We start from the raw sequence: 25,401 nt of genomic DNA, 5'->3' as shown, positions 1-25,401 counted from the left end.
GGTCAGGGGCGCGCCACGCCGAACGTGAGCGGCTGAACGGACTGCAGGCGGCCGTCGCGGCAGACGGCCAGCGTCATCGCGATCACCCGGCGGGTGTCGCGCGGATCGATGACGCCGTCGTCGAGCATCCGGCCCGAGGTGTAGAACGCGGAAGTCTGGCGTTCGAAATTGGCGACGATTTTCCCGCGAAGCGCGTCGATGCGTTCGGCATCCGGCTCCAGGCCCTTCGCGCGCGCGGCGCCTTCCATCACGATCGCCATCGTGAGCGCCGCCTGCTCCGCGCCCATCACGGCGGTGCGCGCATTCGGCCAGGAGAACAGGAACGCCGGGTTGAAGCCGCGTCCGCACATGCCGTAGTTGCCCGCGCCGAACGCCGCGCCGCACAGGATGGTGATCTGCGGCACGGTGGCGTTGGACACGGCCTGGATCATCTTCGCGCCGTGCTTGATCATGCCCGCGCGCTCGGACTCCCGGCCGACGATGAATCCCGTCGTGTTCTGCAGATAGACGAGCGGGATGCCGCTCTGGCAGCAGCTCTGGATGAAGTGGGTCGCCTTCGTCGCGCCGGCCGGATCGAGCGGGCCGTTGTTGGTCACGATGCCGACCGCGAGACCGTGGATGCGCGCGTGCGCGCAGACGGTCGCCGGGCCGTACAGGGGCTGGAATTCGAGCAGGTCGGACGCGTCGACGAGGCGGGCGATCACCTCGCGCATGTCCGCCGGCTTCTTGCCGTCGCGCGGCAGGATGCCGAGCAGTTCCCGCGGGTCCAGCGCGGGTTCGGGGCCGACCGGCAGGGGCGTTTCGCGCGCGCGCCAGTCGAGCTTGTCGACCAGTTCCCGCAGCAGGCGGATGCCGTCGGCGTCGTCTTCCGCCAGGTATTCGGCGAGCCCGGACGTGCTCGCGTGCATCAGCGCGCCGCCCAGTTCCTCGTCGGTGGCGATCTCGCCCGTGGCCGCCTTCAGCAGCGGCGGACCGGCGAGGAAGGCCTTTGCCCGATCGCGCACCATCACGACGTAGTCGGACAGCCCCGGCATGTACGCGCCGCCCGCGGTGGACGAGCCGTGCACGAGCGTCAGCACCGGAATGCCGGCGGCGGACAGCTTGGCCAGCTGGTAGAAGTGGCCGCCGCCGTGGATGAATTCCTCGACCCGGTATTGCAGCAGGTTCGCGCCGGCGGATTCGACGAGGTGAACGAAGGGCAGGCGGTGCTCGAGCGCGATGCGCTGCAGACGCTGGAATTTCTCGAGGCCCATCGGCTGCAGCGCGCCGGCCTCGATGCCGGAATCGGCGACGACGATCATGCAGCGCGTGCCGCTGATATAGCCGATGCCCGCGATGAGACCCGCGCCGGGCACCGACTTGTCGGGATCGGTATCGTTGACGAGGTAGCCGGCGAGCGCGGCGAGTTCCAGAAACGGCGCGCCGGCGTCGACGAGCAGCGCCAGCCGTTCGCGCGGCAGCAGCTGGCCGCGTTTCGCGAAGCGCGGGCCGGCCTTCGCCGATTCGAGCGATGCGCGCGCCTGCAGCGTGCGCAGCTGGTCGATCAGTCCTTCCAGGTGCGCGGCATTGTCGCGAAAGGCGGCGCCGGCGGTATCGAGGCGAGTGGGGAAGACCGGCATGTCAGTCAGGACTTGAAGAGGTCGGGCGGCACGGCGCGATGGAAGCCGTCGAAGGCCGGGCCGGGTTCGATCGGTGCGAGCGGGTAATGGCGGCGCGCATTCGGCGCGCCGCCGTCGACGCGCAGGCAAGCGCCGTTGATGAACGACGCGCCGTCGGACAGCAGGAACGCGATCGCGGCCGAGACTTCCGCCTCGTTGCCGATGCGCCCGAGCGGCACGTGCTTCGGCAGGCTGCGGAGCATCGGCTTCACCGCGTCGGGGTAGGTATCCAGGCCGCTCGACGCGATCCAGCCCGGGGCCACGGCGTTGACGCGCACGGGCGCCCATTCGGCGGCGGCGGTTTCGGTCAGATTGAGCATGCCGGCGCGCGCGGCGCCGCTGTGGCCCATGTCGGGCATGCCTTGCCACATGTCGGCGATGAGATTCACGATCGCGCCGGCGCGGCGCGGTTTCATCGACTGCGTGTAGCACTCGCGGGCGACGAGGAAGCCGCCCGTCAGGTTGGTGTTGAGCACCGCCTGCCAGCCCTTCGCGCTGATGTGTTCGAGCGGCGCGGGGAACTGCCCGCCCGCGTTGTTGACCAGCAGGTCGATGCGGCCGTGCTGTTCGACGATGCGGGCGACCGTCCGGCGCACGGTCTCCTCGTCGCGGATGTCGCAGACGTGGGCGTCGGCGCCGCCGCCGTCCTCGCGGATTTCCCCGACGACGCGTTCCAGCTTGGCGGCGTCGCGGCCGAGCAGCACGACGCCGGCGCCGAGCGACACCAGCTCGTGCGCGCAGCAGCGGCCGATGCCGCTGCCGCCGCCCGTCACGAGCGCGACCCGGCCGGCGAAGCTGCCGGCCCGGAGTTGGGAGCGGTAGGGCATGGCCTTCCTCAGTCGAGAAACAGATCGTTGGGAAACACCGTGGTGCCGGGGACTACCGCGTACTGCGACAGATCGGTGCGCCCGTGCTCGGCGAGCACTGCTTCGTCGATGAAGAAGCGGCCGGTATGGGCGGCGGCGTCGAGCGCCAGGATGCACGCCGCGGCGTCGGCCACGATCTCGACGGTGCGGCAGGTTTCGGGCGCGACGCCGGGGATCATCTGCAGCGCGGCGGTCTGGATCACGGTGCGCGGCCACAGCGCGTTGACCGCGATGCCGAGCGGCCGGAATTCCGCCGCGTGTCCGAGCACGCACAGGCTCATGCCGTACTTCGCCATCGTATAGGCGACGTGCGGCGCGAACCACTTGGGGTTGAGGTCGGGCGGCGGAGACAGCGTCAGCACGTGCGGATTGCGGCCGCGTTCGGCCGACTGCTTCAGGTACGGGAGCGCCGCCTGGGTGCAGGCGTAGGTGCCGCGCACATTCACGTCGAACATCAGGTCGAAGCGCTTCATCGGCGTATGCGCGGTATCGGTCAAGTTGATCGCGCTCGCGTTGTTGACGAGCGCGTCGATCCCGCCGAACTGCGCGGCGGCCCGCGCCATCGCCGCCGCCACCTGCGATTCGTCGCGGATGTCGACCTGCAGCGGCAGGCAGCGTCCGCCGGCGGCTTCGATCTCCGCGGCGGCGCTATGGATGGTGCCCGGCAACCGGGGATTGGCTTCGACGGTCTTGGCGGCGATCACCACGTTCGCGCCCTGGCGCGCCGCCTTCCTGCCGATCGCGAGGCCGATGCCGCGCGAGCCGCCGGTAATGAAAAGAGTCTTGCCTTCGAGCGTGGTCATGAGGATGTCTCGCATGGGGTGGCGACGGAATGGGGCTCATCCTAGCCGCGTCCTTTTTATAAATCAATCGGTTGATTGATTTATGAGTGGAGGGACTCTAGAATCGTCTCCACTTTCTCTCGCGGCGGACAGGAGACCTCGATGCACGACAGCTACGCGAACCCGGACCACTACACGCCCGCGCATCGGGAACTGCAGACGACCGTCCGGCGCTTCGTGGCCCGGGAGATCGCGCCCTACGTGAACGAGTGGGACGAGGCGGAGACCTTTCCGCGCGAGCTGTACGCGAAGGCGGCGGCCGCCGGTCTGCTCGCGATCGGTTTTCCGGATGCGTATGGCGGCGCGGCGGAGATCGACACTTTCCACCGGCTGATCTGCAGCGTCGAGCTGGCGCGATGCGGATCGGGCGGCGTGGTGAGTTCGCTGATGTCGCACACGATCGGCGCGCCGCCGATCGCGCACGCGGGCAGCGAGGCGCTGAAGGCGCGCGTGCTGCCGGGGATTCTGGCGGGCGAGAAGATTTCCGCGCTGGCGGTCACCGAGCCCGGCGGCGGCTCGGACGTCGCGGCGCTGCGCACGAGCGCGCGGCGCGACGGCGATCACTACGTGGTCAGCGGCGAGAAGGTTTTCATCACGTCCGGCATGCGGGCCGACTACTACACGGTGGCCGTGCGCACCGATCCGGATGCCGGCGGGGCGAAGGGCCTGTCGCTGTTGCTGATCGACAGGGACACGCCGGGATTCTCGAGGGCGCCGCTCAAGAAGATGGGATGGTGGGCATCCGATACCGCGCATCTGCACTTCGATCGATGCCGCGTCCCGGCCGGCAATCTGCTCGGCCAGGAGGGCGGCGGTTTTCCGCTGATCATGCAGAACTTCAACCTGGAGCGCTTCGGGCTGGCCGCGTCCGCGCTCGGGTTCGCCGAGATCTGTTACGAGGATGCGCTCGACTGGGCGCGGCAGCGCAGGACTTTCGGCCAGCGTGTGGCCGATCACCAGGTGATGCGCCACAAGCTGGTCGACATGGCCACGCGCATCGCCGCGACGCGGGCCTGGCTCGAACAGTGCGCGTGGACGATGGATCATGCCGAGCGGCGCGACCCGGGTGTGATCGCGTCGATCTGCATGCTGAAGAATTTCGCGACGCAGACCATGCAGTTCTGCGCGGATGCTGCGGTGCAGACCCTGGGCGGCATGGGCTACATGCGCGGCACGCGGCCCGAGCGGATCTATCGCGAGGTCAAGGTCAACATGATCGGCGGCGGGACCGAGGAAATCATGAAGGATCTGGTCGCCCGGCAACTGGACTACTAGCCGATTGGCGGGCGCGCTCCGCCGGACCCGGAGCATGCGGCGCAGCTTTGCAACGCATGCAAACTGGCCGATAATGGCGCACTTTTCTTGCCTGGCGGGCCGATCCGGCCCATCCGTCGCCGCGCCGACCACTCGATTCCCTGTTCCATGAATGCCATTCCCCAAGCCGCGCGCAAGCGTGGCCGCCCGTTGAAAGGCGAGAGCACCAGCCTGCGCGACGAACTGATTGTCCAGTCGGCCAAGCTGTTCCGCACCCAGGGCTACGAGCGGACGACCGTGCGCGATATCGCGGCGGCGGCCGGCGTTCAGGCGGGCAGCTGGTTCTATTACTTCAAGACCAAGCAGGACATCCTGGCGGCGGTGATGGAGGAGGGCATGGCGAACGCGCTGGCCCGCATCGAGGCCCTCGATGTCGACCGGTTGCCCGCGCGCGAGGCATTGCAGGCGCTGGTACGGACCCATCTGAAGACGATCGTGTCGCCGGATCACGATTTCATTCCGGTCCTGCTGTACGAGTGGCGCTCGCTCGACCACGACATGCAGGCACAGGTTCTGACGCTGAAGGACCGGTACGAGGCGATCTGGGACAGCGTGATCGCGAGGCTGCACGCGTCGGGCGAGTGGCCGGCGCCCACGCCCGTCGATCGACTGATGATGTTCGGCGCGCTGAACTGGGTGGTGCAGTGGTATCAGGCGACGGGGTCGCTGAGCTTCGACGAACTGGCGGATTATGCCGTGCAGTTCCTGTTGCGCCCGACCGGGGATCTACCGGCGGCGCGGCCGAAGAAGGCGCGCGGCCAGCCGGCGGATCGTTGAGGGCGCGAGGCAGGGGGGGCCGGCAGGCTTCGCGCTCGAGGTCTCACCCGGCCGGAACCGGCAGCCGCCGTCGCGGCAGCGCGGAGAACGCGCACGCGATGTCCACCGCGTCCAGCCCGACGAATGCCTTGAACTCGCGCTTGGTGGGGAGACCTGACCAAGACGCGCGGCGCCGGTCGATGATCCGATGATCCCGACCGGCCGTGGGACGAGAGCGCGCCGACGCGTCAGCGAGCGGGCGTGTCGCCTAGCACGACGCCCTCGCGACGCGGATCGGTGCCGCCTTGCAGCATGGGGGACTGGCCGGATTGCACGCGCAGGATCGTGTTGACGCCGCTCGCCTGCGCCGCGGTCGAGATCTTGTGGCCGAGCGCGGCCAGGCCCGCAATCAGCGGATCGCGCGCGCCGTTGTCCGTGCCGTCGACGTTCGGATGCTCGCCGCCGATCGTCGTCGTCGGACTGTTGCTCGCGCCGAAATCCACGAGCCCCGCCGACTGCTGCGCGTCGAGCCCCCAGTCGAGGGTGCCGACCAGCGTCTTCACCACGTACTGCGGAATCGTGCCGCCGCCCGGCGAGCCGGTCGCCATCACGAAGTCGCCCTTCGAGCCGTCCGCGGCGATCCGGAACACGAGCGTAGGCGCCATCGAACTGCGCGGACGCTTGCCGGCCTGCAGACGGTTCGCTACCGGGTTGCCGGCGCTGTCCGTCGGGATGGCCGAGAAATCCGTCAGTTGGTTGTTGAGCAGGAACCCACGGGTCATGTGAAACGAACCCATGCTCGACTCGACCGTCGTCGTCGCGCTCAGCACGTTGCCGTCGCCGTCCACGATCGTAAAGTGGTTGGTGCCGTGTTCGATCAGCGTCTTGTCGACGCCGAGCATCATCGCGCCGAGGTCGCCCGGCTGCGCGGTGCCCATGCTCTTCGTGGTGCTGATCAAACCCGCTCGGGCCCGCAGATAGGGTTTGTTGAGCATCGTGCTCCAGGTTCCGCCGGGCAGCGGCACGAAGTCGGTGTCCGCGACGTACTTGTCGCGGTCGGCGTACGCGAGCCGTTCCGCCTCCGTCACCAGGTGTACGCCGGCGACGGTCGGCTTGCCGCCTTCGAGATCGATCGCGGTCGGGCCGAGCGACTTCAGGTCGAAGTTCTCCAGGATGCCGAGCGCGGAGGCGACCGCGATGCCGCCGGACGAGGGGGGCGGCATCCCGCACACCCAGTATGCGCGATACGTCGTGCAGACCGGGTCGCGGCGCTTCGCCTCATAGGCCGCGAGATCCGCGAGCGTCGTCTTGCCCGGCGTGATGACGGAACCGTCCGCGCCCTTTGCCGTCGCGATTTTCGCGACGATGTCCTGGGCGATCGGGCCGGCATACAGCGCGTTCGCGCCGGATTGCGCCATCTGCGACAGCGTGAGCGCATAGGCCGGGTTCTTCAGCACCGTGCCGAGCGTCTTCGGTGAGCCGTCCGCGTTCAGGAAATATGCGGCGGCTTCCGGGTCGCGCTTCAGGCTGGAGGCATTCGACGCGATCGCGGACGCGAGACGGCCGCCGATCGGAAATCCGTTCGTCGAAAGCGCGACGGCATCGCCGAACAGGTCTTTCCAGGCCAGTTTTCCGTGATCGCGCTGCAGCGTCTCGAGCAGCCGCGGGATGCCGATCGTGCCGATCGATCGGCCGCTCGCCCGCGCGTTCGGCTGCGGCGCGGTCTGATCGGACACGTCGTCGACGTAACGCAGATAGTTTTCGGTTGCCGCGGCCGGCGCCGTTTCCCGGCCGTCGTAGGCCTGGACCGTCCGCTTGCGCGCGTCGTAGTACAGCATCACGCCGCCGGAACCCAGGCCGGTCGCCTCCGGCACCGTGAGCCCGAGCACGGCTTGCACCGCGACCGCGGCGTCCGCGGCGGTGCCGCCTTTTTTCAGCACCGCGCAGCCGGCCGCGCTCGCGTACGCGTTCGACGTCGCGACCATGTAGGTTTTCGCGTGGACGGGCTTCAGGCCCTTACGGTAACCGGAGGCGGCCTCCGGCAGGGACGGGTCGCCCGGTTGATTGGAGCCGACCACGACGGTCGATCCGCTGCTGTCGACCGCGAGGCAGCTCAGATCTTTCACGGGCGCGGGACCGGCGCCGGATTCGACGTCGCCTCCACATGCCGCCAACAGCGACGCCGCGAGCAGCGCGGAGGCGATCGGCAGCGTTCTTGTTTGATTCATCGTTTGAGTCGGGTTCGGTTGCGGGGGTGACCGGGTGATGCGTTGCGCAACAGTCCCATGAAATATTTCAAATTTCAATCGGAAAAATTTCGAATTGCCAACATCGATGAACCCGACCGGGGCGGCGGCGAGCGCGTTGCGCGAGAGAAGGCCCGCGGGCGGTATTGGAAGCGAGGAGGGCGGCGCGAAGGGCGTTCTCCCGGGAGAAGCACCGCGCGGCTACCGTCGATAGAAAACGGCGGGCCTGGTGATTTCGGTGAATCGTCATCGTCATCGCAAGTGCTCAGGTTGACGCGATGCGGCACCCGGTCTTTCTCAAGTCGGCGATAACCCGGCTTCATCCTCGCGAAAACGGCCAGCGGCGAGCCCCCGATATACTCGCGTGGATTGCAGTCGCCGCTGCCGTCCGATGGACGGTGGGACTTGTCGGAGAACCGAACCGTATGATCGGCGAACGACATCACGGCAATCGGGAAGGGGTACGTGACAGTGAATTCGCTCGCCGACAACAGAATCAACATTGATGAACGCTGAAAAGCTCTTGCTCCACCGGGAAAGTCGCTTCTGGGAATTTTCGCTGGTGAAATGGTGGATCCGCGGACAGGGCCGCGACGGCTATTCGTTCCGCCTGCTGCTGTTCCCATTGGTCGGCGTGTTTGTTGTCGAATTGCTGTGCCTGGCGTTCGACCTGATGACGCCCGCCATCGTGGTGAGCGGCGTGACGACCGTGTTTCTCGGGGTGGCCGGGTACTACGGCACGAAGCGTGAGTGGCTCATCTCGCCGTCGGCGGTCAGGGCGGTCGTGAAGGCGCGCACCAAGCAGGCGGCCGAACGCTTCTCGTCGCTTGGCGCGGGGGCGACCGTGCTGGCCATTCTCATCAGCGCGACGTCGATCTCGCTCGTGCTGTCCGGCCAGCCGGTGTTGGAGAGTGTGCTCAAGGATGCATTCTCGTTGTTCATCGCACTGGTGTTCCTGCCGGTGTACGTGTCGGGCGCGGTGAGGAAGCTGGCAATCGCGCGCATCGAGGAGCTCGAGGCACTGCGCGGCACGACGACCGGAACGCGGCTGAAATTCGACCGGGCAGGCGCCGTGCGCGCGGTGGTGGTGCAAGGACCGGCGGGAAGATCAAAGGTGTCGGCGAACGAGTACACGATCCTCGGCTTCAATCCGCCGCTCGATCAGATCGGACGCGTGCCGGCGACGTGATGGTCCGCACAGACTGAAAGGGGATGCGGGCGCGAATATCGCATCGGTCAGGCGGACGTCGATTCAGTCAATGCGAACGCGACAGGCGCAGCCGGAGACAGCGTGGATCTTTTTCGAATACTTCGCAGCCGTTTTTCCGCATCACGATGCCGGACTGGCCAGTTGCACCGTTCGTTCAGTTGGATCCGGCCGCGGCACCGACAGGTAGGTAACGTTCGCCGACAGGTCACTCGCGCCTCCCGAGATCGTCGAATGCCCGATCCCGTCGCTGACGATCTTGAGATCGCCGAAGGCAAGTAGGGCAAAGGGAACAGGGGACGTGTCCGGCAATCGATTTTCGGGGCCGAGGGGCTGGGAACAGCTGGACGAACATCTCGATCGTGGAGCCTGTCGTTGCGCGGCATGCGCAGGGAATGCCGTCCTCGACCGAGGATAGTTCCCCAGCGATCCCTCTTGAAAACGCCGGTCGTCCCTAAACCAATCCGGCCGCCTTCGCTTAGCGCCGCGCCAACATCAAACGGCCCGACTCACCCATTCGTCAAAGCTAAGACGGGACAGGTCCGCTGTGACGCGTGCTGCGGCGGTCTCGCCACTGTCGCGGGACGGGCTTTCTCGTGTCTCGCTCGGCCTATAGCCGAATTCGGTCTTGAAGATGCGGCAGAAATGTTTCTCGCTGACGAAACCATGCTTCCACGCAATGTCGGAAATACGCTGGCGCGGCTGCCCCGGATCAACGAGACGTTCATGGGCGAGATGCAATCGCCGGTGCTGGATGTAACGCATGACTCCGCCACTCTGCTCGAACAGCAAGTAGAGCTTTGACCGCGAGACGCCAACGTCCCGGCAGATTCGATCTGGTTTGAGTTCCGGGCTCTCGATACGCTGTTCGATGTACGTGCGAATCCGGTTCAGCAGTACGTCATCTATCTCGCCTTGGGCCTGCGCGATCGAATCCGGCGTCGGTGCGAAGCACGCACTCAGCATGCTGCGCAACGCGCTCCCCGCGAGCGAAATCTCGTGGTCGGTCAGAAGCGGCAGATGCCGCTCCAAGCTCATCAGGTAATCGCCGAGCAGGCCGCCCATTCCGCGGCGCAACACGTGTCCGTGCAGGTTGCCGACACGCGTGGGCAGCAGATCGCGTGGGACGACGACGAACAGAATGTCGCCCATCGTGACATCGAGATCGAACGGTACGGACATGTCGAGCAGACATATTTCGCCCGCCCCGACTTGGAAATGCGATCGTCCGGCTGCGCCGGAGAACGCGCGGTCGCGCTGCATCCGAAAGTAATATTGATCTGCGCCATCTCGCCGGATCCAACCCGGCGCGCGCCGAATCCGTTGCGAGACGGTGTGCGTCGGGTTTTGCCAGATCGTGTGACCAAGCAATGGCCCGCCGAGGCGCGTAATCGCTACGGATGAGTTGTATGGAATCGAACGGTCATCCGGTAGGCCAAAGTCGAACAGCGGGCTGCTGTCGGCCTGCCACGCGTCGAATCGCTCGCGCGCTGGCAGATCGAGCGTGGAAAAGCGGTAACTTTTCGGGGACGGTTGCATAAGGCGCAGAATGAAACGTGATCAATCGGGCTGCCGATTTAAAGAAGCCCAATCATAACCTGGGCTGCTCGGGGAATCCCAGATGCCGCTGGCTGATCTGGATGGCGAGGGGGATGTAGACAGTTGACGCTATAGCGTAGGCAGCGGAAGTCGCTACAATATCCCGCTCTGAGAGCGTTCGCTAAAAATATCGAGGTGAGCATCTGCAGAAATCAAAGGCTAAAACCAAAACTAATCTAATGCCAATTTCAGCAGGCAGTTGTCAGCGGATGGCGTGGGGACGTTGGAGCATTTGGAACCGTGTACTGAGGCAGATTACCTGCTCGGACGTTGACGTTGGATGCACAACCGTGCGGGTACGTTTTTCGTTCGGGGCAGAACATCGTGTTCAATCAAGATGGTGCGTTTTACCGCGCTTCGAGGGTGAAGAATTAGAGATCGATGGACTTGATTTGCTACGCCGTTGCCGGTCGACGTATTGCCGGCAGCAGGGATGCTTTGACTGCCCGAATCACACGTCCCAGTCTACGCCTATAATTTGACATAATCATAATTATCAACATATTTGATTGTAGTGGCTAGATTGAAATGTCCGCCGTCCGGTGCTGGCGGTGTCGATGAGCGCCGGCGCCGCGCCCAGCGCATTGCCTGCGTCGCCCGGATCATCAGGTCTAGACGCCGGCGCCGATATGCGCCGGCTCGCGCCACTCCGGATCAATGACATGGTGAGACACGCTCGCGGGCACACGGAAACGCTACCGACGCATTCTTTCGCCAAAAGCCATGATCTCGCCGCTTCGAATAACGGCCGGATACCAGACCATAAATGGCGAAAGCGTCAACACGGCCTGCAATGCCGGCGGCGCCCACCGGTTCAGTATTCAGTTGGGTGCGAGCTATCCGCCGGGTACCCGTATTTTCATTTATGGCATTGCTCCGGGCGGTGCCTCGTTGGTGAACTCGGGATCGGTCTATATCCCTTGATTCATCGATCCGATCAATCCGTCACCTTGAGCGGATGAGATGGGCAAGGTGTCGGGTTTTCAACGAGGCACCTCGACTGACCGGATCCGAACGATCCCCGGTCCACGATGGCGTTGGCGCCGCCCTTCACCTCGCTTCTCGCACAGCGCCGGAAAATCTGGCAGCATTGCAACGCATCCCCATGCATGCGGAACAGATGGATGCCCTTGTCTCGTTGAGTCTCCCGATTATCGGCACCCCATACACCGGATTGCCCATTCGTCGCGATATTTCAATAACGCATTCAGTCGATGCCATCGACCATGTTCGAATCGTTCAATAAAGACGTGATTGACGCGTTTGCCAGAAACAAACGCAAGATCGCGGAATACGGTGCCGCCCGGCAGGTGCAGGCACTGCTGGATGACGTCGGCGCATCGGCTTTCAGGCTGCTGCCGCACCCTTTCCTGTTTCCCGCCGACGACTTCGACGCCCTCGCCCGCGCCGCGCGCGCCGTGCTCTCCGCCCAGAACAAGATCGTGCGCCATCTGTGCCGGCATCAATCGCGGGCCGACATTCTGGCGCGCTTCTCCATCGACCAGGCGCTGGCGCCTTATGTCGACTGGGAAGAGCTCGAAGCGGGCCGGCGCCGGGTGGTCCGCGTCGACATCCTGCCCTTGCCGGAAGGCTATGCGATTTGCGAGCTGAATTTCTCCGCCGCGGTCGGAGGCGCCGAGCTGTTTGATTGCTATCGCTGCTTCATGCAGACGTCGGGCTGGCCTGCCGTCGAACGCGCGCATTCCCCCTATGCCAACCTGCGCGGTCTGTATGAAGACAGCCTCCCTGCCCTGGGCGTCGATCGCGTTGCACTGCTGGACTGGAGCTCTCACGCGGCGCGCGGCTACGCGTCGCCCGAACTGGCGCGCCGGTATCTCGCGGGCATGGCGGACGGCATGCCGATCGAAATGCATACGGAACTGACCTACCCGTCGAAGTGGCTCGGTCGCGGCAACGGAACGCGCGTGCTGGTCCACCGCAATTTCGTCTACGACGACATGACGGTCAATCTCGACATGTTCCGGGCCATCCATGCCAGCGGCGCGAAGTTCTCCAACGGGCTGGAAGCCGAACTGCTGATGAACAAGGCATGGCTCGCCATGCTGTGCGACGCGCAATTCCACCCGCTCCTCGACGAAGACGAAATAGCCGCGATCCGCAGCCACGTTCCGTACACCTTTCTGCTCGACGAACGCACGCTGGCCGATGCGCTGGCTCGGAAAAACGAATGGGTGTTCAAGCTGAATGTGTCGTACGGCGGCGTCGACGTGCTGATCGGCAAGGAGCTTCCGGCCGAAACCATCGCCGACCGGGTGCGCAGGGCCGGCGTGACAAACTGGATCTGTCAGGCCTTTCACGAGGTCGCGCCGATTCACCACCCTTTCGATGCGACCTTCGTCGCGGCCGAACACCGGCCCGTCCTGGGCATGTATCTTCATCGCGACAAGGCAAGCGGCATGGTGATCCGCTCGAATCGCTTCTCCCGCGTGGTCAACGCGGGCAGCGGCGCGGGCGTGCAGTGGGCCGCCGTCGTCACCCAGGCGGAAAAGGATGCGTTGCTGGCCGTTCTCGACGGCTGAGCGGCAACGCGCGAATTCATCGGATCGAAGTGTTTTTTGCGTATCGGATCTCGGACGACAACAACCAGGAGAGACGCATGGAAACAGCCGAAATTCATTTCCAGTGCAACGAAGGCGGCATGGCGGACTACGCCGCACAGCTGAGGGAAGTGGGAACCGTGATGCTTCCCGCCTACGTGGCATTCGACGCCCACGAGCTGGAACGCATCGACGCGCTGCAAGCCCGGATCCCGGAAGAAGCCGTGACCGCGGGCGATGCCGGCGACACGCACGACATCTATGTCCGGCGCATCATGCTCGACCGGGCCGGCGAACGGCCCCGGCGCGTCAACCGCCCGCATTCCGACCCGATACTGGATCTGCTCGCCGATGCCCGGCGAACGCAATTCTTCGGCGACATGTTCGGCACGCAGGCCGAATACTTCATCCGACGCTGCCAGATCAACCGGATGCTGAAGGACTCGTTCATCGGCCAGCATCTCGACGCCGCGAGCAACCCCGACTACGAGTTCTCCGTCGTCATCCAGCTGGGCCGCGCCTTCGACGGCGGCGAATTCGTGGTCTATCGCGAAGGGCAGCCGCTGAGCGTATTTGCACCGACCTACGGGACGGTCATCGTCACGAACTGTCTGTACCGGCACGAAGTCCGCACGGTGCGCGCCCACGAGCGTACGTCCCTCGTGTATTTCTACTCGCGGCACGACAAAGCCAATCGGCGCACCTGAATCGCCTGCCGTGCCGTCGATCCGGAAGCGGCCGATAGCCGGCCTGCCGGATCACCCGTCGCGCGAAGACGACGCGCGGCCTCGTTGCACAAGAGCGTACCGCATGTCAGCCGGGACGGCCCGGTGCGCGCTGCCCGCGCTCTCCGGTAGCGGCTCGCCCCTTCGCGGGCCTCTCGAACAGCAGGATCGGTTGCGCCTTGTATTCGGTCCGCGCGATCTCCCGATAGCCGAACTCCCCAGCCAGCCGGATGGAGAAATGATTGTCGGGGCCGATCAGGCAAACGGTACGCTCAACCGCCAGGCGCGCGTCCGCCCAGTCGAGCACGGCCCCCAGCGCTTCGCGCGCGATGCCCCTGCCCCATGCCGCCGAAGTCAGCGCGCATCCGAGTTCCGGCACGTCGCCGAGCGCGGGAACCATGTCGCGCTTGGCATCGGCAAAGCCCGCTTCGCCGATGAAGCGGCCCGTGTGCCGGTCGCGAATCGCCCAATAGCCGAAGCCCAGCAGGGTCCAATGGCCGACATAGCGCAACAGGCGAAACCAGCACTCCTCCTTCGTGTACGGCTGGTCGCGAATCAGGCGCGTGACGTCGGGATCGGCCCACATCGCCCGGCTGCTGTCGAAATCCTCGAGGCGATGGCCGGACAGGATCAGACGCTCCGTCTCGATCACCGGAGCGAATCGACTTGCTGCGCCATCGGCATACTCGTGCATGCGTTTTCCTTGCGTATTGGACATTCGAAGGCCGTCGCTCTCGCCGATGGCCGGACATCGTTCATCCGATCGTCGCGGCGCGCCACGCCGGCGCGCCGCTTCCCAACGGACGAGATCGATCAGATGAAGTTGTACTGGATGATGACCTGTCCGATCTCGACGTTCAAGAAATCGACGTAAACCACGTTCGGTTTGGTACGGCGCTCGCCGACGGTCTGACTCAGAACGGCCGAGAGATTCGAGTTGGCGGTATCGGCCAGGCTCGCGATCGTCGGAGAGAACACCCCCTGAGGCGTCAGCGTCCACGACAGCAGGAATAAATAGCCCTTGCCCAATCCGCCGTGACTCTGCCATTTCGCGAGCTGGTCATTGGCCATCGTCGAATAGCTCTCCGTATTCGAATACTGATCGAACACGGTCAAACCGGCTCTGGACGAACTCCCGTCGTAATACCGGAACCGGCCGTCGGCGGGCGAGACATACTCGTCGTAATCGAAGACCAGGATCATCTTCCCCCGCGCATCGCCGAGCCGGATCTCCGCGAGGTTGGGGTTCCCCGAATGCCGGTACAGGGCGCCGGAAAACTCCTCGAGCAATGCATTGATGCGCGTCTTCGTCGCCGCTGCGTCATGCCCGGAGTCGTTGCGGATATGCGAGAACTTGAAGATGGCCGTTTCCGTCGCGTGCGTGCCGAGGAAGTTTCGCGCACCGTCGAGCGCCGCGCGCAGGCTGATGCCGTTGCAGCCCCATTGACCGCTTCGATGATAGGTGACCAGTTCGCCGTAGTCGTAGTCCACCCGGAGATCGAAGTATCGCGAACCGCAGGACAGCTGCTGGAAGACGTTGACGGCCTGGGTTCTGGACAGCCCTCCGGACCCGAGAAATTCCGGCGGCGCGCAATGGCTCGTCTCGGACATGCCGGCATCATGGGTGCCGGGCATCACGATCTGGTCCAGCCGCGTCGATGCATCCAGCCGGCCCATCCAGTCCGCCGGCGGCACGAGCACCAGATTCTCGGCGACGACCTCATTGACCGGCCCGTTGCCTCCGCGCAGGAAGGTCAGCTCCATCGGCATATTGTCGGCGTCGTGGCCGCGCGCGACGACCTTGTTCGAGCCGATGTTGGTGCAGTCCTTGCCGCCGAACCACCAGTTGTTGCTGGCGCCGGCGTTGCCTTGCGCCAGCGCGACATTCTGAAACCGATAAGTCGCGACCCGGCTTCCCAGGATGCCGCCGGTGATCGTCAGAACCAGCGTGCCGATGAACGCGAAGTTCAGCTCCCCGGCGGAATGATTGAAGGTAGTCTGATAGGCGGCCACCTGCCCGTTGAACCAGTTGGCCACCGAAGTCGATTTCTTGCGCCCCACGCTGAAGGAAAATTTTCCGTCGGACCCGAAGGTCTTGCGCAAGCCGCTATAGATCTTTCCGTCGGGATCCTGCCCGCTCGTCACGGAGAATCCGCTGACCGTATAGGCGCCCTCCACGATCCTGTACTGGCTGGCAATCTTGAGCACCACTTCATTGTCGCGATACGTCATGCGCAATGCCTGATCGTCGTCGTCCATGATTTCCCCGAAGTCTTGTCGTGTATCCGTGTCGCCTGTCTTGGGCCTGCGTGACGCCATGAAAGAATAGGCGGCGGAATCGGGATTGCAAGGCGCTTGTGCGAACGGCGACATGCATCGTGTCGCCGGCTGTCCGTTCATCGTTTCCGTCGACGCATCGCTCGGCATCGCGCGAACGGGGGCGGACTGTCGTCGAGGACGAAACGCACGGCCGTCGATCGCCGCGCGATCTGCGCCGAGTCGGGCCCGGCGCGTACAATCCGTATTCAGCCCCGCGCGCTTTCGCGCGTCGCCGGATCGGATGGAACGCCGGTCGCCCTCACTCTCTTCACGCGGATCGCAAGCATGGCGTCATTGACCGACATGGCTGTATGCGAAGTGACCAGCCTCTGCAAATGCTGCGCAGGCCCGAGCCGTCTGTGCGGCGTCGTCGATTTTTCCCGGAGCTGCAACGATCGCCCCGGCGCGAAGGTCGCGCCGTGTGCCGGCGTGCCGGTCTATTACCACCGTTGCGAGCAATGCGGCTTCGTTTTCACCCGCGCGTTCGACGGCTGGTCATACGACGATTTCTCGGCGTACATCTACAACGACGACTATGTCCGGCACGATCCCGATTATCTGGGGTCGCGGCCGGCGTACAACGCGGAAATCGTCGCGGGGAATTTCCCCGACCTGTCCGGCAAGGACATCCTCGATTACGGTTCCGGCCTCGGTCTGCTCGAAAAGAATCTGAAAAACCGCGGCTTCGGCAGCGTCGATTCGTACGATCCGATCGCCGGCGGCACGGCTCGCCCGGACCGCCGATACGATGTCGTCATCGCCTTCGAAGTCTTCGAGCATCATCCGGCGCCGTTGGCCCTGATCGACGAGGTCGCCGGTTTCCTCCGCGACGACGGCGTGATCCTGTTCAGCACGACGCTCGTCACCGAGGCGGTCCTGAACGAAGGCATCGAGCGATGGTGGTACTGCGCGCCGAGCAACGGGCATATCTCGTTCTTCACGCCGCAGGCGCTCGCCCGGGTCGGCGCGCCGCACGGGCTGACGCCCGCGTCCTTCACCGAGGGTATCCACTTCTTTTTCCGCAACCGGCCGCCCGAGTGGGCACTGCGCTTTTCCCATCAGGTCTGGGCCGCCTGAAACCGCCGAGGCGAGACGTAGCGGGTCCGGCGTTCAGCTCGGCGTCATCGTCGCGATGCCGGTGACGATCAGCGCGATCTGCAATGCGCTGAACGCCGCGATGAAAAGCGCGCCCGCGAGCGCGACCCGGCGCTGCAAGCGCTCCAGCCGGGAACCGGCGGCGGCGTTCAGCATCGCCACGCGTCCCTTGCCGATCGCATAGCCCAGCGCGAAGGTCGTCGCGGCCACGCCCGCGCCGATCGCGAACGCCGCGGCAATGCCGAGCCAGAAGATCTGATAGCGGGCGGCGATCAGCAGCACGAACAATGCCCCCGCGCAGGGACGCAACGCAACCGCGAGCGCAAGCCAGCTTGCCTTGTAAGGCTGCGCGACGTCGGGACGAAACCGCGCGGACAGCCGGCTGCCGAGATACGTGCCGCCGTCGCTGTCCCCGTCCGCGCCGGACGCGGCGAGGCGCCCGCCCGCGCTGAAATCGACATCCGGCTCTGCCGCGCAGCACTCCTGCCGGCGCACGATGCGCAGCGCGGTCAGCGACGCGACGCCGAGTATCGCGACGGCGCTGACCAGTTCGAGCGGTGCGGCGGTATGCATGACCGCGTTGGCGGTCCCCTCGAACAGCGCCAGCGCGCCGGCCACCAACGCGACGGCCGTGAGCGACTGCCCCAGCGCGGTGGTGAGCGTGAACGCGGCGACCCGCCGCGCCGAGGCGGCGCGCGACCCGAAGTAAGCCGCGACGATGGTCTTGCCGTGCCCGGGGGCGAGCGCGTGCAGCACGCCATAGGCGAGACTCAGACCGATGAAGACGAGCAGCGCGCGCCACGATCCGCCGGCGCGCCATTGGACGACTTCGTCCTGCAGCGTCTCGTCGAGACGCGCCTGCGCGACGATCACGGTGCGCACCGCCGCCCGCACGAAACCGGGCAGCGGCAGCGGAGGCGATGGGCTGGCGGCGGGCGAATGCGGCGCGGGCCCGTCCGGACGCCCGAACACATCCGCCCGCGCGCCGCTCCCGGCGCCCGCCAGCACGACGAGCAGCGCGAAGACGCGAAGCAGGCAGATCAGCGGGCGTGTTCGCATGGTCAGCACGCCACGGTCGCGGACATCGGCGCGTAAGTGCCGTAGTACACCGCGTGATTGGCGTCGGGGGTATAGAACACCCGGCACGCTGCCCGGGTACCGGCCGGCTTGATGCCCGACGTTCTCACGCCGTCCTTCTTCATTTCGAAATCGACGAAGAACTCATCGTCCCAGACGCCCAGCTCAAGCGGTGTGCGGCTCGGGTCGACGGGTTGCGTCAGCGCCATCCGGAACGTATAGACAAGCTTGCCGTCGCGCATCGCCACGCTGAACCGCTGCGGCTCGCCGAGCGGCACCGCGCGCCCCTGCACATACGCATGGGTGAAGTACCCGACGTCCTTCAGCGACTGGAAGGCCGTGCGGCGCAGTGCTTCGGTGTCCTGCGGCGACAGCGCGCCGTTCTTCGGGTAACGGGACAAATCGACCGGCAGCAACGCCTGGAAGCCGTTTGTAAACATCCACTCCGCGTCGATCGCGACGGCGGCGCCGCGCTCCATCTCGAGGTTCAGCGCATACAGCACCCACACGTGCGGGTGCGCATCGGCGCGCTGGCCGGCCAGCGCCGTCAGCAGCAGCGGCAAGGCCGCGCGGCAAGCGCGGGCAAACGCCATTCCGGGTGCCAATGGATGTTCCGCCTGGTTGTCTGTCGAAAGGTTGCGGAGCAGTTCCGGAAGCCGGGCATGAGGCGGTACCCATCTATCGGAACCTGACGCTTGCGCTCTCCTCGCAAGCGGTGCGTCGGCCGGCATTCGAGACTGCCATCGAGGCGAGCCGCGCACTGCCGCGATGGTATGCCACCGCGCGAATTTAGCCAATCGGGTGCGCGCGGATGCGTTCGGCGCGGCGGTCCGCGCGTGAGCGCATTCGGCACGACGCTCCTCCGGGATCGTTGGCGACCGCGGTTCGTGCGCAGTGAAGCCGAGGCGCGCATGAGCCGGTTCACGCGCACCATCGGCAAAAGCACCGTCAGGCCGATGAAACAGCGCCTCAAAGGGCATCGGGCGGAATGTTCAGGGGCACGCCCCTCGTCCGGCCTCGCGCGCGCAATCCGCAAGCCGCTTCGAGCATGCCCGCCCTGCCCCGCCCAGCTGCCCGTCAGTCGCCGGCGGTCCGATAACGGAAATACTGCTTGTCGACCCACTCGATGCCGCGGCGTCCGTCGCTGAGCATGTCGTTCGGCACCCGCACCGACCCGAACGGCTCGAACCCGAGACGCAGATAGAGCCGGTGCGCGGCGGCCGCGTTGCCGTTGCTGCGCACGATGACGTCGCGATAGCCGGGCGCGGCCTCCTCGACACAGCGCCGCACCAGCGCTTCGCCGAGCCCGCGTGCGCGCCAGTCGGGCGCGACCGCCAGTTCGGCGATCGACCGCACGGGCCCGTCGCCGAGCGCCGAGCGCAGCGGCGCCGGCAGTTTGCGATCGTAGCCCGAATCGGCCGACAGCAGGAAGCCGGCCAGCGTCTCGCCGGCCACCCACAGATGGCAGCGCGCGGCGTGCTCGCTGAAGAGGCGATAGATCCAGCCCCGCTCCCCGGCCTCGTCCAGATAATGTCCGGCGTAGGCCCCGGTCGTGAACGCCTCCATATAAAGCGCGAGCACCTGCCGTTCCCACGCATGGAACAGGCCGATTCCGCCCGCGCGCATCTCGCATGCCGTCATCGCGTCCGCCTACTGGTCGAGCTGGTAGGCGGTGCTCACCAGCAGCGACGAGCACAACGTGGCCAGCTTCGCGAGCGGCAGCCCGGCCGGCTCGAACCCGTAGTTCGGATAGAAATACTGGCCGAGTCCCTGCACCTGCCGCTCGATCACGATCACGCGCCGATCGCGCGGCGCCGTCTCGATGATCCGCTCGACGATCTCCGCCTTGTTCTCGATATGGATCGACAGGATGACGATGTCGCACGCACCGTAGTCGTAGGCCGCTCCGTCCGCATGCACCATCTCGATCGCGTCGCGGCGATAACGCGCCGGGTGCAGCGCGCACAGATGATCGACGAAGCGCTCGCCGGTTCGCAGCGATTCCTCGCTGAGATCCAGCCCGACGATGCGCGCGCCGCTGAACGATTGCATGAACAGGAGCGAGAGCGGCATGCCGCCGGAGCCGACCATCGCCACCGTCGACTCCGCCGACATGTCCGACAGGAACATCTCGGTCCGCGCGAGCAACCGGTAGATCTCCGCGTAATACTCCTTGATGATCAGGAGCAGTCCCTCGCTCGACGGCCCGGCGCGCAGCACGTCGCTCATCTGCCGCTCGAAGCGGACCTCGTTGTCGAGCGACAGCGCCTGGAAGCGCTTCATGTACTCGCGCACCGTCGCGTCGCGCAGGAAGCGCTCCGTCTCGTGCGCATCGAGCACGGGCGACAGCAGGTAGTTGCGGATCAGCAGCGTCTTCGCGAAACAGGCACGCAGATCGTGCCGGTCCGGCGACACGAACATCTCGTCGATCCAGCGATGGATCTGGGTCTTCACGAAATCGATGCGGCGCGGGGTATCGTTGGCCGCGCAATGCGGCGCGAGCGGCAGGTGGGTCAGCATGTCGTTGTCGATCCAATCTCGGGTTGAAGGGGGCCGGCGAGCCGGCGTCAGATCCAGGCTTTCGGCAGCGCGGCCAGGCGCTCGCGCGCCATCGGGCGCGTCTGGCCGAACGGCGGGTGCGCCTTCTTTTGCAGCGCGTGCGCGAGCATCGTCGGCATCCGCGCGAACAGGAACACCGACGTGGCGAGCACGGCGGGCACACCCAGTTCGAGCAGGATCGCCGCGGCGGCCGCGTCGATGTTCGGCGGCAGGCCGCGCACGTCCTGCATGACGTCGCATACGGTTCGATACGCGTCGAACGCCGCCCCGCCGACGCCCAGCCGCGCCGCGTGGCGCGCCAGCGCGGCGGGCCGGGGATCGCGTTCGAGCAGCGGATGACCGAAGCCCGGAATCCGGCCGCCCGCGCGTACGCGATCCGCGACGCAATCGCGGATCGCCGCGGGCGTCTTGCCGACGAGGCTCGCGAAAAAGCGCGTCGCGTCGCTGCAGGCGCCCACGTGCGCGGGGCCGCTGCCCGTCAGACCCGCGATCAGGTTCAGGTCGACGCTCGCATAGGTACTGGCCGAGAAACGCGGCAGCGCGATGGTGGGCGCGACAAGCCCGAAGCCGCCATGCAGCGCGACCAGCAGGACGTCGAACAGGCGGGCCGGCGCGTCGCGGGACGCGCCCTCGCCCAGGCAGTCCAGCACCGTCGTGCTGAAACCGCGCGCCGCGCCCGTCGCGGGCGCTCGGGGCGCCGTCTCGCGAGATACCGCGCGCCACACCGACAGCAGGCGCGGCAACGCGGCGACGATGGCGAGGCCCGTCGCGATCTCCGTGCCCTGCTCGACGCCGCGCAAGGCTTCGGGCAACGCGACCGGCCACGCCTGCGGCCCGGCGGCGAGTCCGGCCGCGACCGCCGCCGCGAGATACACCTCGGGCCTGCGCTGACGGCGCGCCAGCTGCGCGGCGAACAGCCGATCCTCCGGCGGGCCGTCGTCGTTCAGCCGCGCCTCCATCGCGCGATCGAGCGCGTGCGCATCGGCGGCGTCCGGCATCCGGCCCGTGAGCACGTGCAGGATCGCGGCGCTGAAATCGACGGACTCGATCAGTTCCAGCAGATCGACGCCCCGTACCGCGAGCCGGTCGGGTGCGATCGAGACCGCGTCGATCTCGCTTTCGTCGCGCGCGGCGCGCGGCCGGGCCGCCTCCTGCGCGGGCAAGTCGTGGTCGAGTCGCATCGGCGGACCTCGCTTACTGCCGCGCGGGTTTCGCGATCAGCACCTCGAAGCCGATCGCGAGCATCCCCGATCCCTTCGACACGTGCGCGTATTCGCCGATACCGGCTTCGCGCAATTGCTCGATGGACTCCGCGACCGTGAACTTGCCGTCGAGATGGACCGGATGGACGTCGGCGGCCGCGCGCCGCGCGTTGAAGAACGCGAGCGCCTCCGGATCGGGATCGCTGCAGGGCTCGTGAATCAGCGCGAAGCCGCCGGGCGCGAGCGTGCGGAAGATCTCGCGGTACGCACCGACGGGGTCGGCCCAGTGATGCACGACCGAGCGGCCGATCACCGCGACGAACGTCCCGTCGTCGAACGGCAGCGCGTGCACGTCGCCGGCGCGGATCTCGATGCGCTCGCCCAGGCCTTCCGCGCGCACGTTCTGCCCGGCGCGGCGCACCATGTCGTCGTAGTAGTCGACGCCGACGAAACCCAGCGGCGCGAGCGACGGAACGCGGGCCAGTTCGATCAGGGTGCGCGCGGTGCCGGTGCCGACGTCGAGCAGCCGGCCCGATTCGATGTGCCGTTGCGCGAGTTCGTGCTCGACGCGCTGCACGAGATTGCGGTTCCATTCGAGCGTGAAGGCATCGACGTAGTGATCGTAGGTATCGGCATTGACTTCGGCGGGGGTGTTGGTACGCATGCAGGTCTCCAGTCGTGAGGTCGAGGGGTGAAGCAGCCGCGGATTCATCCGACGGCGTGACGCGCGCCGGCCGGTGCGGCGGCGGGCGCCGCGCCGAGCCTGCGCATGAGCCGCAGGAAGATCGTCAGATACACCGTCTGGCGTACGACGCTCACGCCCGCGAGCAGCGCGAACAGCTGCGTGAGCGCGAGATGGTGCGTGACGCCGAGATAGATCGCGCCCGGCGTGACGATCCAGGAAAAGAACAGACCGAGCGCCATCGCGCGCGCCGGGCGTTCGAGGATCTGGAAGCATCCCGTCACGAGGTTCGTCAGCAGGTAGCTGAAGACGAACAGCGGCACGTAGTCGAGCAGCGCGCTCGCGACGGCGATCACGCCGGCGTCGGAGGCGAGAAAGCGCAGCGCAAGCGCGCGCAGCAGGAAAAACGCGATGCTGATCGCGGCGGTGAACAGCACGCCGAGCAGCATCACCGATTGCAGCGCCGCGCGCGACGGCGCCCGGCTGCGCACGAGATGGCCGATCCGGATCATGAAGACCATGCTCAATCCCTTGATGAGGATGAAGCCGATCGTCATCAGCTCGAAGCCGATCCCGTAGCCGCCGATCGCGCGCACGCCGTAGCGCGCGATCATCGAATAGACGACCGTGTTCGCGAGGAACGTCAGCGTCTCGAGCGCGGCCGACGGCACGAAGATGCGCAGCAGCCGTCGCTGCGTCGGCCATTCCGCCGCGGGACGCGGCAAGACGACCTGCTCGCGCCGCAGCCGGGGCCGGATGCATCGGATGCTCCAGCCGAGGTACAGGCTCTTGGTGATCCAGGAGGTCAACGCGAGGCCGAACAGCTGCAGCGGCGGATGCCGGCCGAACAGCCCGAACACGAGCAGCGGGTCGAGCAGATTGTTGATCACGCCGCACACGATGCTGATGCGCGCGGGCGACTTGGTATCGCCGTAGGTGCGCATCGCCGCCGACAGCGCGGTGCTGAGCAGTGTGAGCGGGAAACTGCCGATCACGAGCGCGTAGTAGCCGAACATGCGCTCGCCGCGGAACTGGCCGCCGGAAATGAACATCATCAGCGGCGCCCGCGTGCCGATCAGCACGAGCACGACCAGCACGCCGATGCCGCCCGCGAACAGCAGGCTCTGCACGAACAGCCGCCCCTGGTCCGCGCGCGGCGCCTTCGCGAATACCGCGACGAACGATTCCTCGAAGCTCTTGCTGAGAAGGAACATGAAGGTGACGACGCTGCCGTTGACGAGCGCGAGCAGCGCCATGTCCTCGGCCGGCAGGTCGCGGATCCAGCGGTAGTCGAACAGCGTCATGCAATAGCCCGCGATCGACGACAGCACCATCGGGTAGAGCATCAGCCAGGTCGCGCGCACCTCGGCCGCGAACTGCCGCATGCGTTCGGCCCGCGACGCGCGCGCCGCGACGGGCGTGGCGGTGGCGCGATCGTCAAGCATCGGCGCGCCTCTCGTCGATCAGGCGCGGCAGCTTCTGGCGCGCCGAGAAGCGCAACGCGTCACGGCCGAGCACGTCGAGTCGGCCTTCGCCCTTGTCGATGCATTCGCGCACGTCCTCGATCTCGAGCAGCGCATGAGCGAGCCGCGGCGCGAGCGGCGCCAGCTCGTCGTCGGCCAGGTCGAGCGCGACCGTCAGGCAATCCCGCCCCTGCGCGTCGGCGCTCAGGCGAAACTGGCAATCGAGCGGCCGGCCGGCGCACGCCGCGAGCCGTTCGGCGAGCAGCGCGACGCTGACGAGATTGCCCGCGTACTTGAAGCGCTGATCCGCGCGGCCCTGCAGCACGACGACCGACCCGGCCTCGCCGCACGCGCAGCGTACCGACGGCCCGATGCGCACGCGATCGCCGATCCGGTAGCGAAGCATCGCGAGCCCCGGGTTCGCGCGGCTCGTCACGAGCAGCTGGCCGTCTTCTTCCTCCAGGAAGAACCAGTCGTCCAGCACGTGGTAATGCCCGTCCCCGCAACGCGGCGTGTGATAGCCGAGAAAACCCGTTTCGGTGGTGCCGTACAGTCCGAAGAAGCTGGCGCCGTGCCAGCGCCGCCGCACGATTTCTCGCTTGCGCTCGGCGAACGGCTCGCCCGTATAGAGGATCTTCGTCACGTCGAGGTCGACGCCATGCGCGTCGAGCAGCCGCAGGCAGTGCAGCACGCTCGTCGGCGTGCCGACCAGCACGTTGGGACGGGTGCGGCCGATCAGGTCGAGCATCGCGGGCAGATCGGCGCCGTAGGCGTCCAGCCGCCCGATCGGCAGCACGTTCGCGCCGATCGCCTCCAGCAGCCGGTTCACGCCGTCGTACAGCGTGGAAAAGCCGCCGGCGGTGAACAGGTTCGCCACCCGGTCGGTCGGCGCGATCGCCCGGCCCGCCAGCGCGTTCGCGAGCGCGCGGCCGTAGGTCGCATCGGGCCGCTTGCGCCACGTCGCGCTCAGCAGCAGCTTCGTGTCGCCGCTCGTGCCCGACGTGGTGTAGAACGTCGCGCCGGCGAGACCGTCCTGATCGAGACGGTCGAGCACGCGTCGCTTCAGGTCGTCAGCCGTCTCGATCGCGACCTGCGCGCGGAATGCCGCGTAGCTGGCCACGCCCGCCGGCAGCACGCGCGCATAGTGGGCATCGTACGAAAGCGCTTCGCTCACGGCGGAGGAATCGAAGCGGGTCGTGCGCTCGGACATCGTGGGCTCCAGGTTCAGGCCGC

At 66.5% G+C, this 25,401-nt stretch carries 23 protein-coding genes; 6 read left to right on the top strand and 17 right to left on the bottom strand.

What is annotated here, in order from left to right; all coding sequences use genetic code 11:
* Positions 1-2 precede the first annotated feature (2 nt).
* From RZR99_RS03285 to RZR99_RS03275, 3 genes are read right to left on the bottom strand one after another with little or no spacing between them, the layout of a single operon-like run.
* Positions 3-1,619 (bottom strand): acyl-CoA carboxylase subunit beta, encoded by a 1,617-nt coding sequence (locus tag RZR99_RS03285; protein WP_323118304.1) that lies wholly within the window; start codon positions 1,617-1,619, stop codon positions 3-5.
* 5 nt (positions 1,620-1,624) lie between these two features.
* Positions 1,625-2,485 (bottom strand): SDR family oxidoreductase, encoded by an 861-nt coding sequence (locus RZR99_RS03280; protein WP_323118303.1) that lies wholly within the window; start codon positions 2,483-2,485, stop codon positions 1,625-1,627.
* Between the two features lie 8 nt (positions 2,486-2,493).
* Positions 2,494-3,327 carry an SDR family oxidoreductase gene (locus RZR99_RS03275; protein WP_323118302.1) on the bottom strand — a complete coding sequence of 278 codons (834 nt, stop codon included), beginning with the start codon at positions 3,325-3,327 and terminating at the stop codon, positions 2,494-2,496.
* A gap of 141 nt (positions 3,328-3,468) precedes the next feature.
* Here RZR99_RS03275 and RZR99_RS03270 point away from each other — a divergent pair, with 141 nt between their 5' ends.
* Positions 3,469-4,641 carry an acyl-CoA dehydrogenase family protein gene (locus tag RZR99_RS03270; protein ID WP_323118301.1) on the top strand — a complete coding sequence of 391 codons (1,173 nt, stop codon included), beginning with the start codon at positions 3,469-3,471 and terminating at the stop codon, positions 4,639-4,641.
* A gap of 147 nt (positions 4,642-4,788) precedes the next feature.
* Positions 4,789-5,457, top strand: a complete 669-nt coding sequence (locus RZR99_RS03265; RefSeq protein ID WP_323118300.1) for a TetR/AcrR family transcriptional regulator — start codon at positions 4,789-4,791, stop codon at positions 5,455-5,457.
* A 227-nt stretch (positions 5,458-5,684) separates the two neighbouring features.
* Here the strand turns inward: RZR99_RS03265 and RZR99_RS03260 are convergent, their stop codons facing one another.
* The gene (locus RZR99_RS03260) at positions 5,685-7,664 is read right to left on the bottom strand and encodes a gamma-glutamyltransferase family protein (RefSeq protein WP_323118299.1); all 1,980 of its coding nucleotides are present in this window, start codon (positions 7,662-7,664) and stop codon (positions 5,685-5,687) included.
* Between the two features lie 74 nt (positions 7,665-7,738).
* Positions 7,739-8,185: a hypothetical protein gene (locus tag RZR99_RS03255; RefSeq protein ID WP_323118298.1), complete on the bottom strand. Its 447-nt coding sequence runs from the start codon at positions 8,183-8,185 to the stop codon at positions 7,739-7,741.
* Positions 8,186-8,187: 2 nt separating this feature from the next.
* On the opposite strand from RZR99_RS03255, the gene RZR99_RS03250 reads away from it, so the two are divergent.
* Positions 8,188-8,871 carry a hypothetical protein gene (locus RZR99_RS03250; protein WP_323118297.1) on the top strand — a complete coding sequence of 228 codons (684 nt, stop codon included), beginning with the start codon at positions 8,188-8,190 and terminating at the stop codon, positions 8,869-8,871.
* Positions 8,872-9,012: 141 nt separating this feature from the next.
* Here the strand turns inward: RZR99_RS03250 and RZR99_RS03245 are convergent, their stop codons facing one another.
* A complete protein-coding gene (locus RZR99_RS03245; protein ID WP_323118296.1) occupies positions 9,013-9,201 on the bottom strand; it encodes a hypothetical protein in 189 nt (62 codons plus the stop codon).
* A 183-nt stretch (positions 9,202-9,384) separates the two neighbouring features.
* A complete protein-coding gene (locus tag RZR99_RS03240) occupies positions 9,385-10,428 on the bottom strand; it encodes a helix-turn-helix domain-containing protein (protein ID WP_323118295.1) in 1,044 nt (347 codons plus the stop codon).
* A gap of 1,286 nt (positions 10,429-11,714) precedes the next feature.
* Here RZR99_RS03240 and RZR99_RS03235 point away from each other — a divergent pair.
* The gene (locus RZR99_RS03235; RefSeq protein ID WP_323118294.1) at positions 11,715-13,028 is read left to right on the top strand and encodes a hypothetical protein; all 1,314 of its coding nucleotides are present in this window, start codon (positions 11,715-11,717) and stop codon (positions 13,026-13,028) included.
* A 77-nt stretch (positions 13,029-13,105) separates the two neighbouring features.
* Entirely contained in the window at positions 13,106-13,753 is a 648-nt protein-coding gene (locus RZR99_RS03230) for a 2OG-Fe(II) oxygenase (RefSeq protein WP_323118293.1), read from the top strand.
* A gap of 106 nt (positions 13,754-13,859) precedes the next feature.
* Here the strand turns inward: RZR99_RS03230 and RZR99_RS03225 are convergent, their stop codons facing one another.
* The gene (locus tag RZR99_RS03225) at positions 13,860-14,465 is read right to left on the bottom strand and encodes a GNAT family N-acetyltransferase (protein WP_323118292.1); all 606 of its coding nucleotides are present in this window, start codon (positions 14,463-14,465) and stop codon (positions 13,860-13,862) included.
* Between the two features lie 119 nt (positions 14,466-14,584).
* On the bottom strand, positions 14,585-16,030 hold the full coding sequence (locus tag RZR99_RS03220) for a PI-PLC domain-containing protein (RefSeq protein ID WP_323118291.1): 1,446 nt from the start codon (positions 16,028-16,030) through the stop codon (positions 14,585-14,587).
* A gap of 345 nt (positions 16,031-16,375) precedes the next feature.
* On the opposite strand from RZR99_RS03220, the gene RZR99_RS03215 reads away from it, so the two are divergent.
* Positions 16,376-17,167, top strand: coding sequence for a class I SAM-dependent methyltransferase (locus RZR99_RS03215; protein WP_323118290.1), 792 nt, complete (start codon positions 16,376-16,378; stop codon positions 17,165-17,167).
* Between the two features lie 33 nt (positions 17,168-17,200).
* Here RZR99_RS03215 and RZR99_RS03210 read toward each other — a convergent pair whose 3' ends face one another.
* The 8 genes from RZR99_RS03210 to RZR99_RS03175 form a co-directional block, all read right to left on the bottom strand.
* A complete protein-coding gene (locus RZR99_RS03210) occupies positions 17,201-18,244 on the bottom strand; it encodes a HoxN/HupN/NixA family nickel/cobalt transporter (RefSeq protein WP_323118289.1) in 1,044 nt (347 codons plus the stop codon).
* A gap of 2 nt (positions 18,245-18,246) precedes the next feature.
* Complete coding sequence (locus RZR99_RS03205; RefSeq protein WP_323118288.1) at positions 18,247-18,855, bottom strand: DUF1007 family protein; 609 nt, start codon at positions 18,853-18,855, stop codon at positions 18,247-18,249.
* A 484-nt stretch (positions 18,856-19,339) separates the two neighbouring features.
* The gene (locus RZR99_RS03200; protein ID WP_323118287.1) at positions 19,340-19,903 is read right to left on the bottom strand and encodes a GNAT family N-acetyltransferase; all 564 of its coding nucleotides are present in this window, start codon (positions 19,901-19,903) and stop codon (positions 19,340-19,342) included.
* A 9-nt stretch (positions 19,904-19,912) separates the two neighbouring features.
* The gene (locus RZR99_RS03195) at positions 19,913-20,782 is read right to left on the bottom strand and encodes a class I SAM-dependent methyltransferase (protein ID WP_323118286.1); all 870 of its coding nucleotides are present in this window, start codon (positions 20,780-20,782) and stop codon (positions 19,913-19,915) included.
* 47 nt (positions 20,783-20,829) lie between these two features.
* Complete coding sequence (locus tag RZR99_RS03190) at positions 20,830-22,002, bottom strand: citrate/2-methylcitrate synthase (protein ID WP_323118285.1); 1,173 nt, start codon at positions 22,000-22,002, stop codon at positions 20,830-20,832.
* A 13-nt stretch (positions 22,003-22,015) separates the two neighbouring features.
* Complete coding sequence (locus RZR99_RS03185) at positions 22,016-22,687, bottom strand: class I SAM-dependent methyltransferase (protein WP_323118284.1); 672 nt, start codon at positions 22,685-22,687, stop codon at positions 22,016-22,018.
* A gap of 44 nt (positions 22,688-22,731) precedes the next feature.
* Positions 22,732-24,150: an MATE family efflux transporter gene (locus RZR99_RS03180; protein ID WP_323118283.1), complete on the bottom strand. Its 1,419-nt coding sequence runs from the start codon at positions 24,148-24,150 to the stop codon at positions 22,732-22,734.
* Positions 24,143-25,378 carry a phenylacetate--CoA ligase family protein gene (locus RZR99_RS03175; RefSeq protein WP_323118282.1) on the bottom strand — a complete coding sequence of 412 codons (1,236 nt, stop codon included), beginning with the start codon at positions 25,376-25,378 and terminating at the stop codon, positions 24,143-24,145. Before RZR99_RS03175 ends, RZR99_RS03180 begins: the two co-directional genes overlap by 8 nt.
* Positions 25,379-25,401: the final 23 nt, after the last annotated feature.

The organism is Burkholderia alba (assembly GCF_034721475.1).
Taxonomy (GTDB): Bacteria; Pseudomonadota; Gammaproteobacteria; order Burkholderiales; family Burkholderiaceae; genus Burkholderia; species Burkholderia alba.
Note: the sequence above shows the minus strand (reverse complement) of the source record. Positions and strands in the feature narration are given on the sequence as shown.

What these genes read in the sequence shown, in the direction of transcription:
- RZR99_RS03275 (WP_323118302.1), bottom strand. Translation starts at nt 3,327, where the DNA reads ATGACCACGCTCGAAGGCAAGACTCTTTTCATTACCGGCGGCTCGCGC.
- RZR99_RS03255 (WP_323118298.1), bottom strand. Translation starts at nt 8,185, where the DNA reads ATGTTGATTCTGTTGTCGGCGAGCGAATTCACTGTCACGTACCCCTTC.
- RZR99_RS03225 (WP_323118292.1), bottom strand. Translation starts at nt 14,465, where the DNA reads ATGCACGAGTATGCCGATGGCGCAGCAAGTCGATTCGCTCCGGTGATC.
- RZR99_RS03200 (WP_323118287.1), bottom strand. Translation starts at nt 19,903, where the DNA reads ATGACGGCATGCGAGATGCGCGCGGGCGGAATCGGCCTGTTCCATGCG.
- RZR99_RS03190 (WP_323118285.1), bottom strand. Translation starts at nt 22,002, where the DNA reads ATGCGACTCGACCACGACTTGCCCGCGCAGGAGGCGGCCCGGCCGCGC.
- RZR99_RS03265 (WP_323118300.1), top strand. Translation starts at nt 4,789, where the DNA reads ATGAATGCCATTCCCCAAGCCGCGCGCAAGCGTGGCCGCCCGTTGAAA.
- RZR99_RS03220 (WP_323118291.1), bottom strand. Translation starts at nt 16,030, where the DNA reads ATGGACGACGACGATCAGGCATTGCGCATGACGTATCGCGACAATGAA.
- RZR99_RS03210 (WP_323118289.1), bottom strand. Translation starts at nt 18,244, where the DNA reads ATGCGAACACGCCCGCTGATCTGCCTGCTTCGCGTCTTCGCGCTGCTC.
- RZR99_RS03230 (WP_323118293.1), top strand. Translation starts at nt 13,106, where the DNA reads ATGGAAACAGCCGAAATTCATTTCCAGTGCAACGAAGGCGGCATGGCG.
- RZR99_RS03270 (WP_323118301.1), top strand. Translation starts at nt 3,469, where the DNA reads ATGCACGACAGCTACGCGAACCCGGACCACTACACGCCCGCGCATCGG.
- RZR99_RS03285 (WP_323118304.1), bottom strand. Translation starts at nt 1,619, where the DNA reads ATGCCGGTCTTCCCCACTCGCCTCGATACCGCCGGCGCCGCCTTTCGC.
- RZR99_RS03260 (WP_323118299.1), bottom strand. Translation starts at nt 7,664, where the DNA reads ATGAATCAAACAAGAACGCTGCCGATCGCCTCCGCGCTGCTCGCGGCG.
- RZR99_RS03235 (WP_323118294.1), top strand. Translation starts at nt 11,715, where the DNA reads ATGTTCGAATCGTTCAATAAAGACGTGATTGACGCGTTTGCCAGAAAC.
- RZR99_RS03175 (WP_323118282.1), bottom strand. Translation starts at nt 25,378, where the DNA reads ATGTCCGAGCGCACGACCCGCTTCGATTCCTCCGCCGTGAGCGAAGCG.
- RZR99_RS03205 (WP_323118288.1), bottom strand. Translation starts at nt 18,855, where the DNA reads ATGGCGTTTGCCCGCGCTTGCCGCGCGGCCTTGCCGCTGCTGCTGACG.
- RZR99_RS03250 (WP_323118297.1), top strand. Translation starts at nt 8,188, where the DNA reads ATGAACGCTGAAAAGCTCTTGCTCCACCGGGAAAGTCGCTTCTGGGAA.
- RZR99_RS03195 (WP_323118286.1), bottom strand. Translation starts at nt 20,782, where the DNA reads ATGCTGACCCACCTGCCGCTCGCGCCGCATTGCGCGGCCAACGATACC.
- RZR99_RS03215 (WP_323118290.1), top strand. Translation starts at nt 16,376, where the DNA reads ATGGCGTCATTGACCGACATGGCTGTATGCGAAGTGACCAGCCTCTGC.
- RZR99_RS03280 (WP_323118303.1), bottom strand. Translation starts at nt 2,485, where the DNA reads ATGCCCTACCGCTCCCAACTCCGGGCCGGCAGCTTCGCCGGCCGGGTC.
- RZR99_RS03240 (WP_323118295.1), bottom strand. Translation starts at nt 10,428, where the DNA reads ATGCAACCGTCCCCGAAAAGTTACCGCTTTTCCACGCTCGATCTGCCA.
- RZR99_RS03185 (WP_323118284.1), bottom strand. Translation starts at nt 22,687, where the DNA reads ATGCGTACCAACACCCCCGCCGAAGTCAATGCCGATACCTACGATCAC.
- RZR99_RS03180 (WP_323118283.1), bottom strand. Translation starts at nt 24,150, where the DNA reads ATGCTTGACGATCGCGCCACCGCCACGCCCGTCGCGGCGCGCGCGTCG.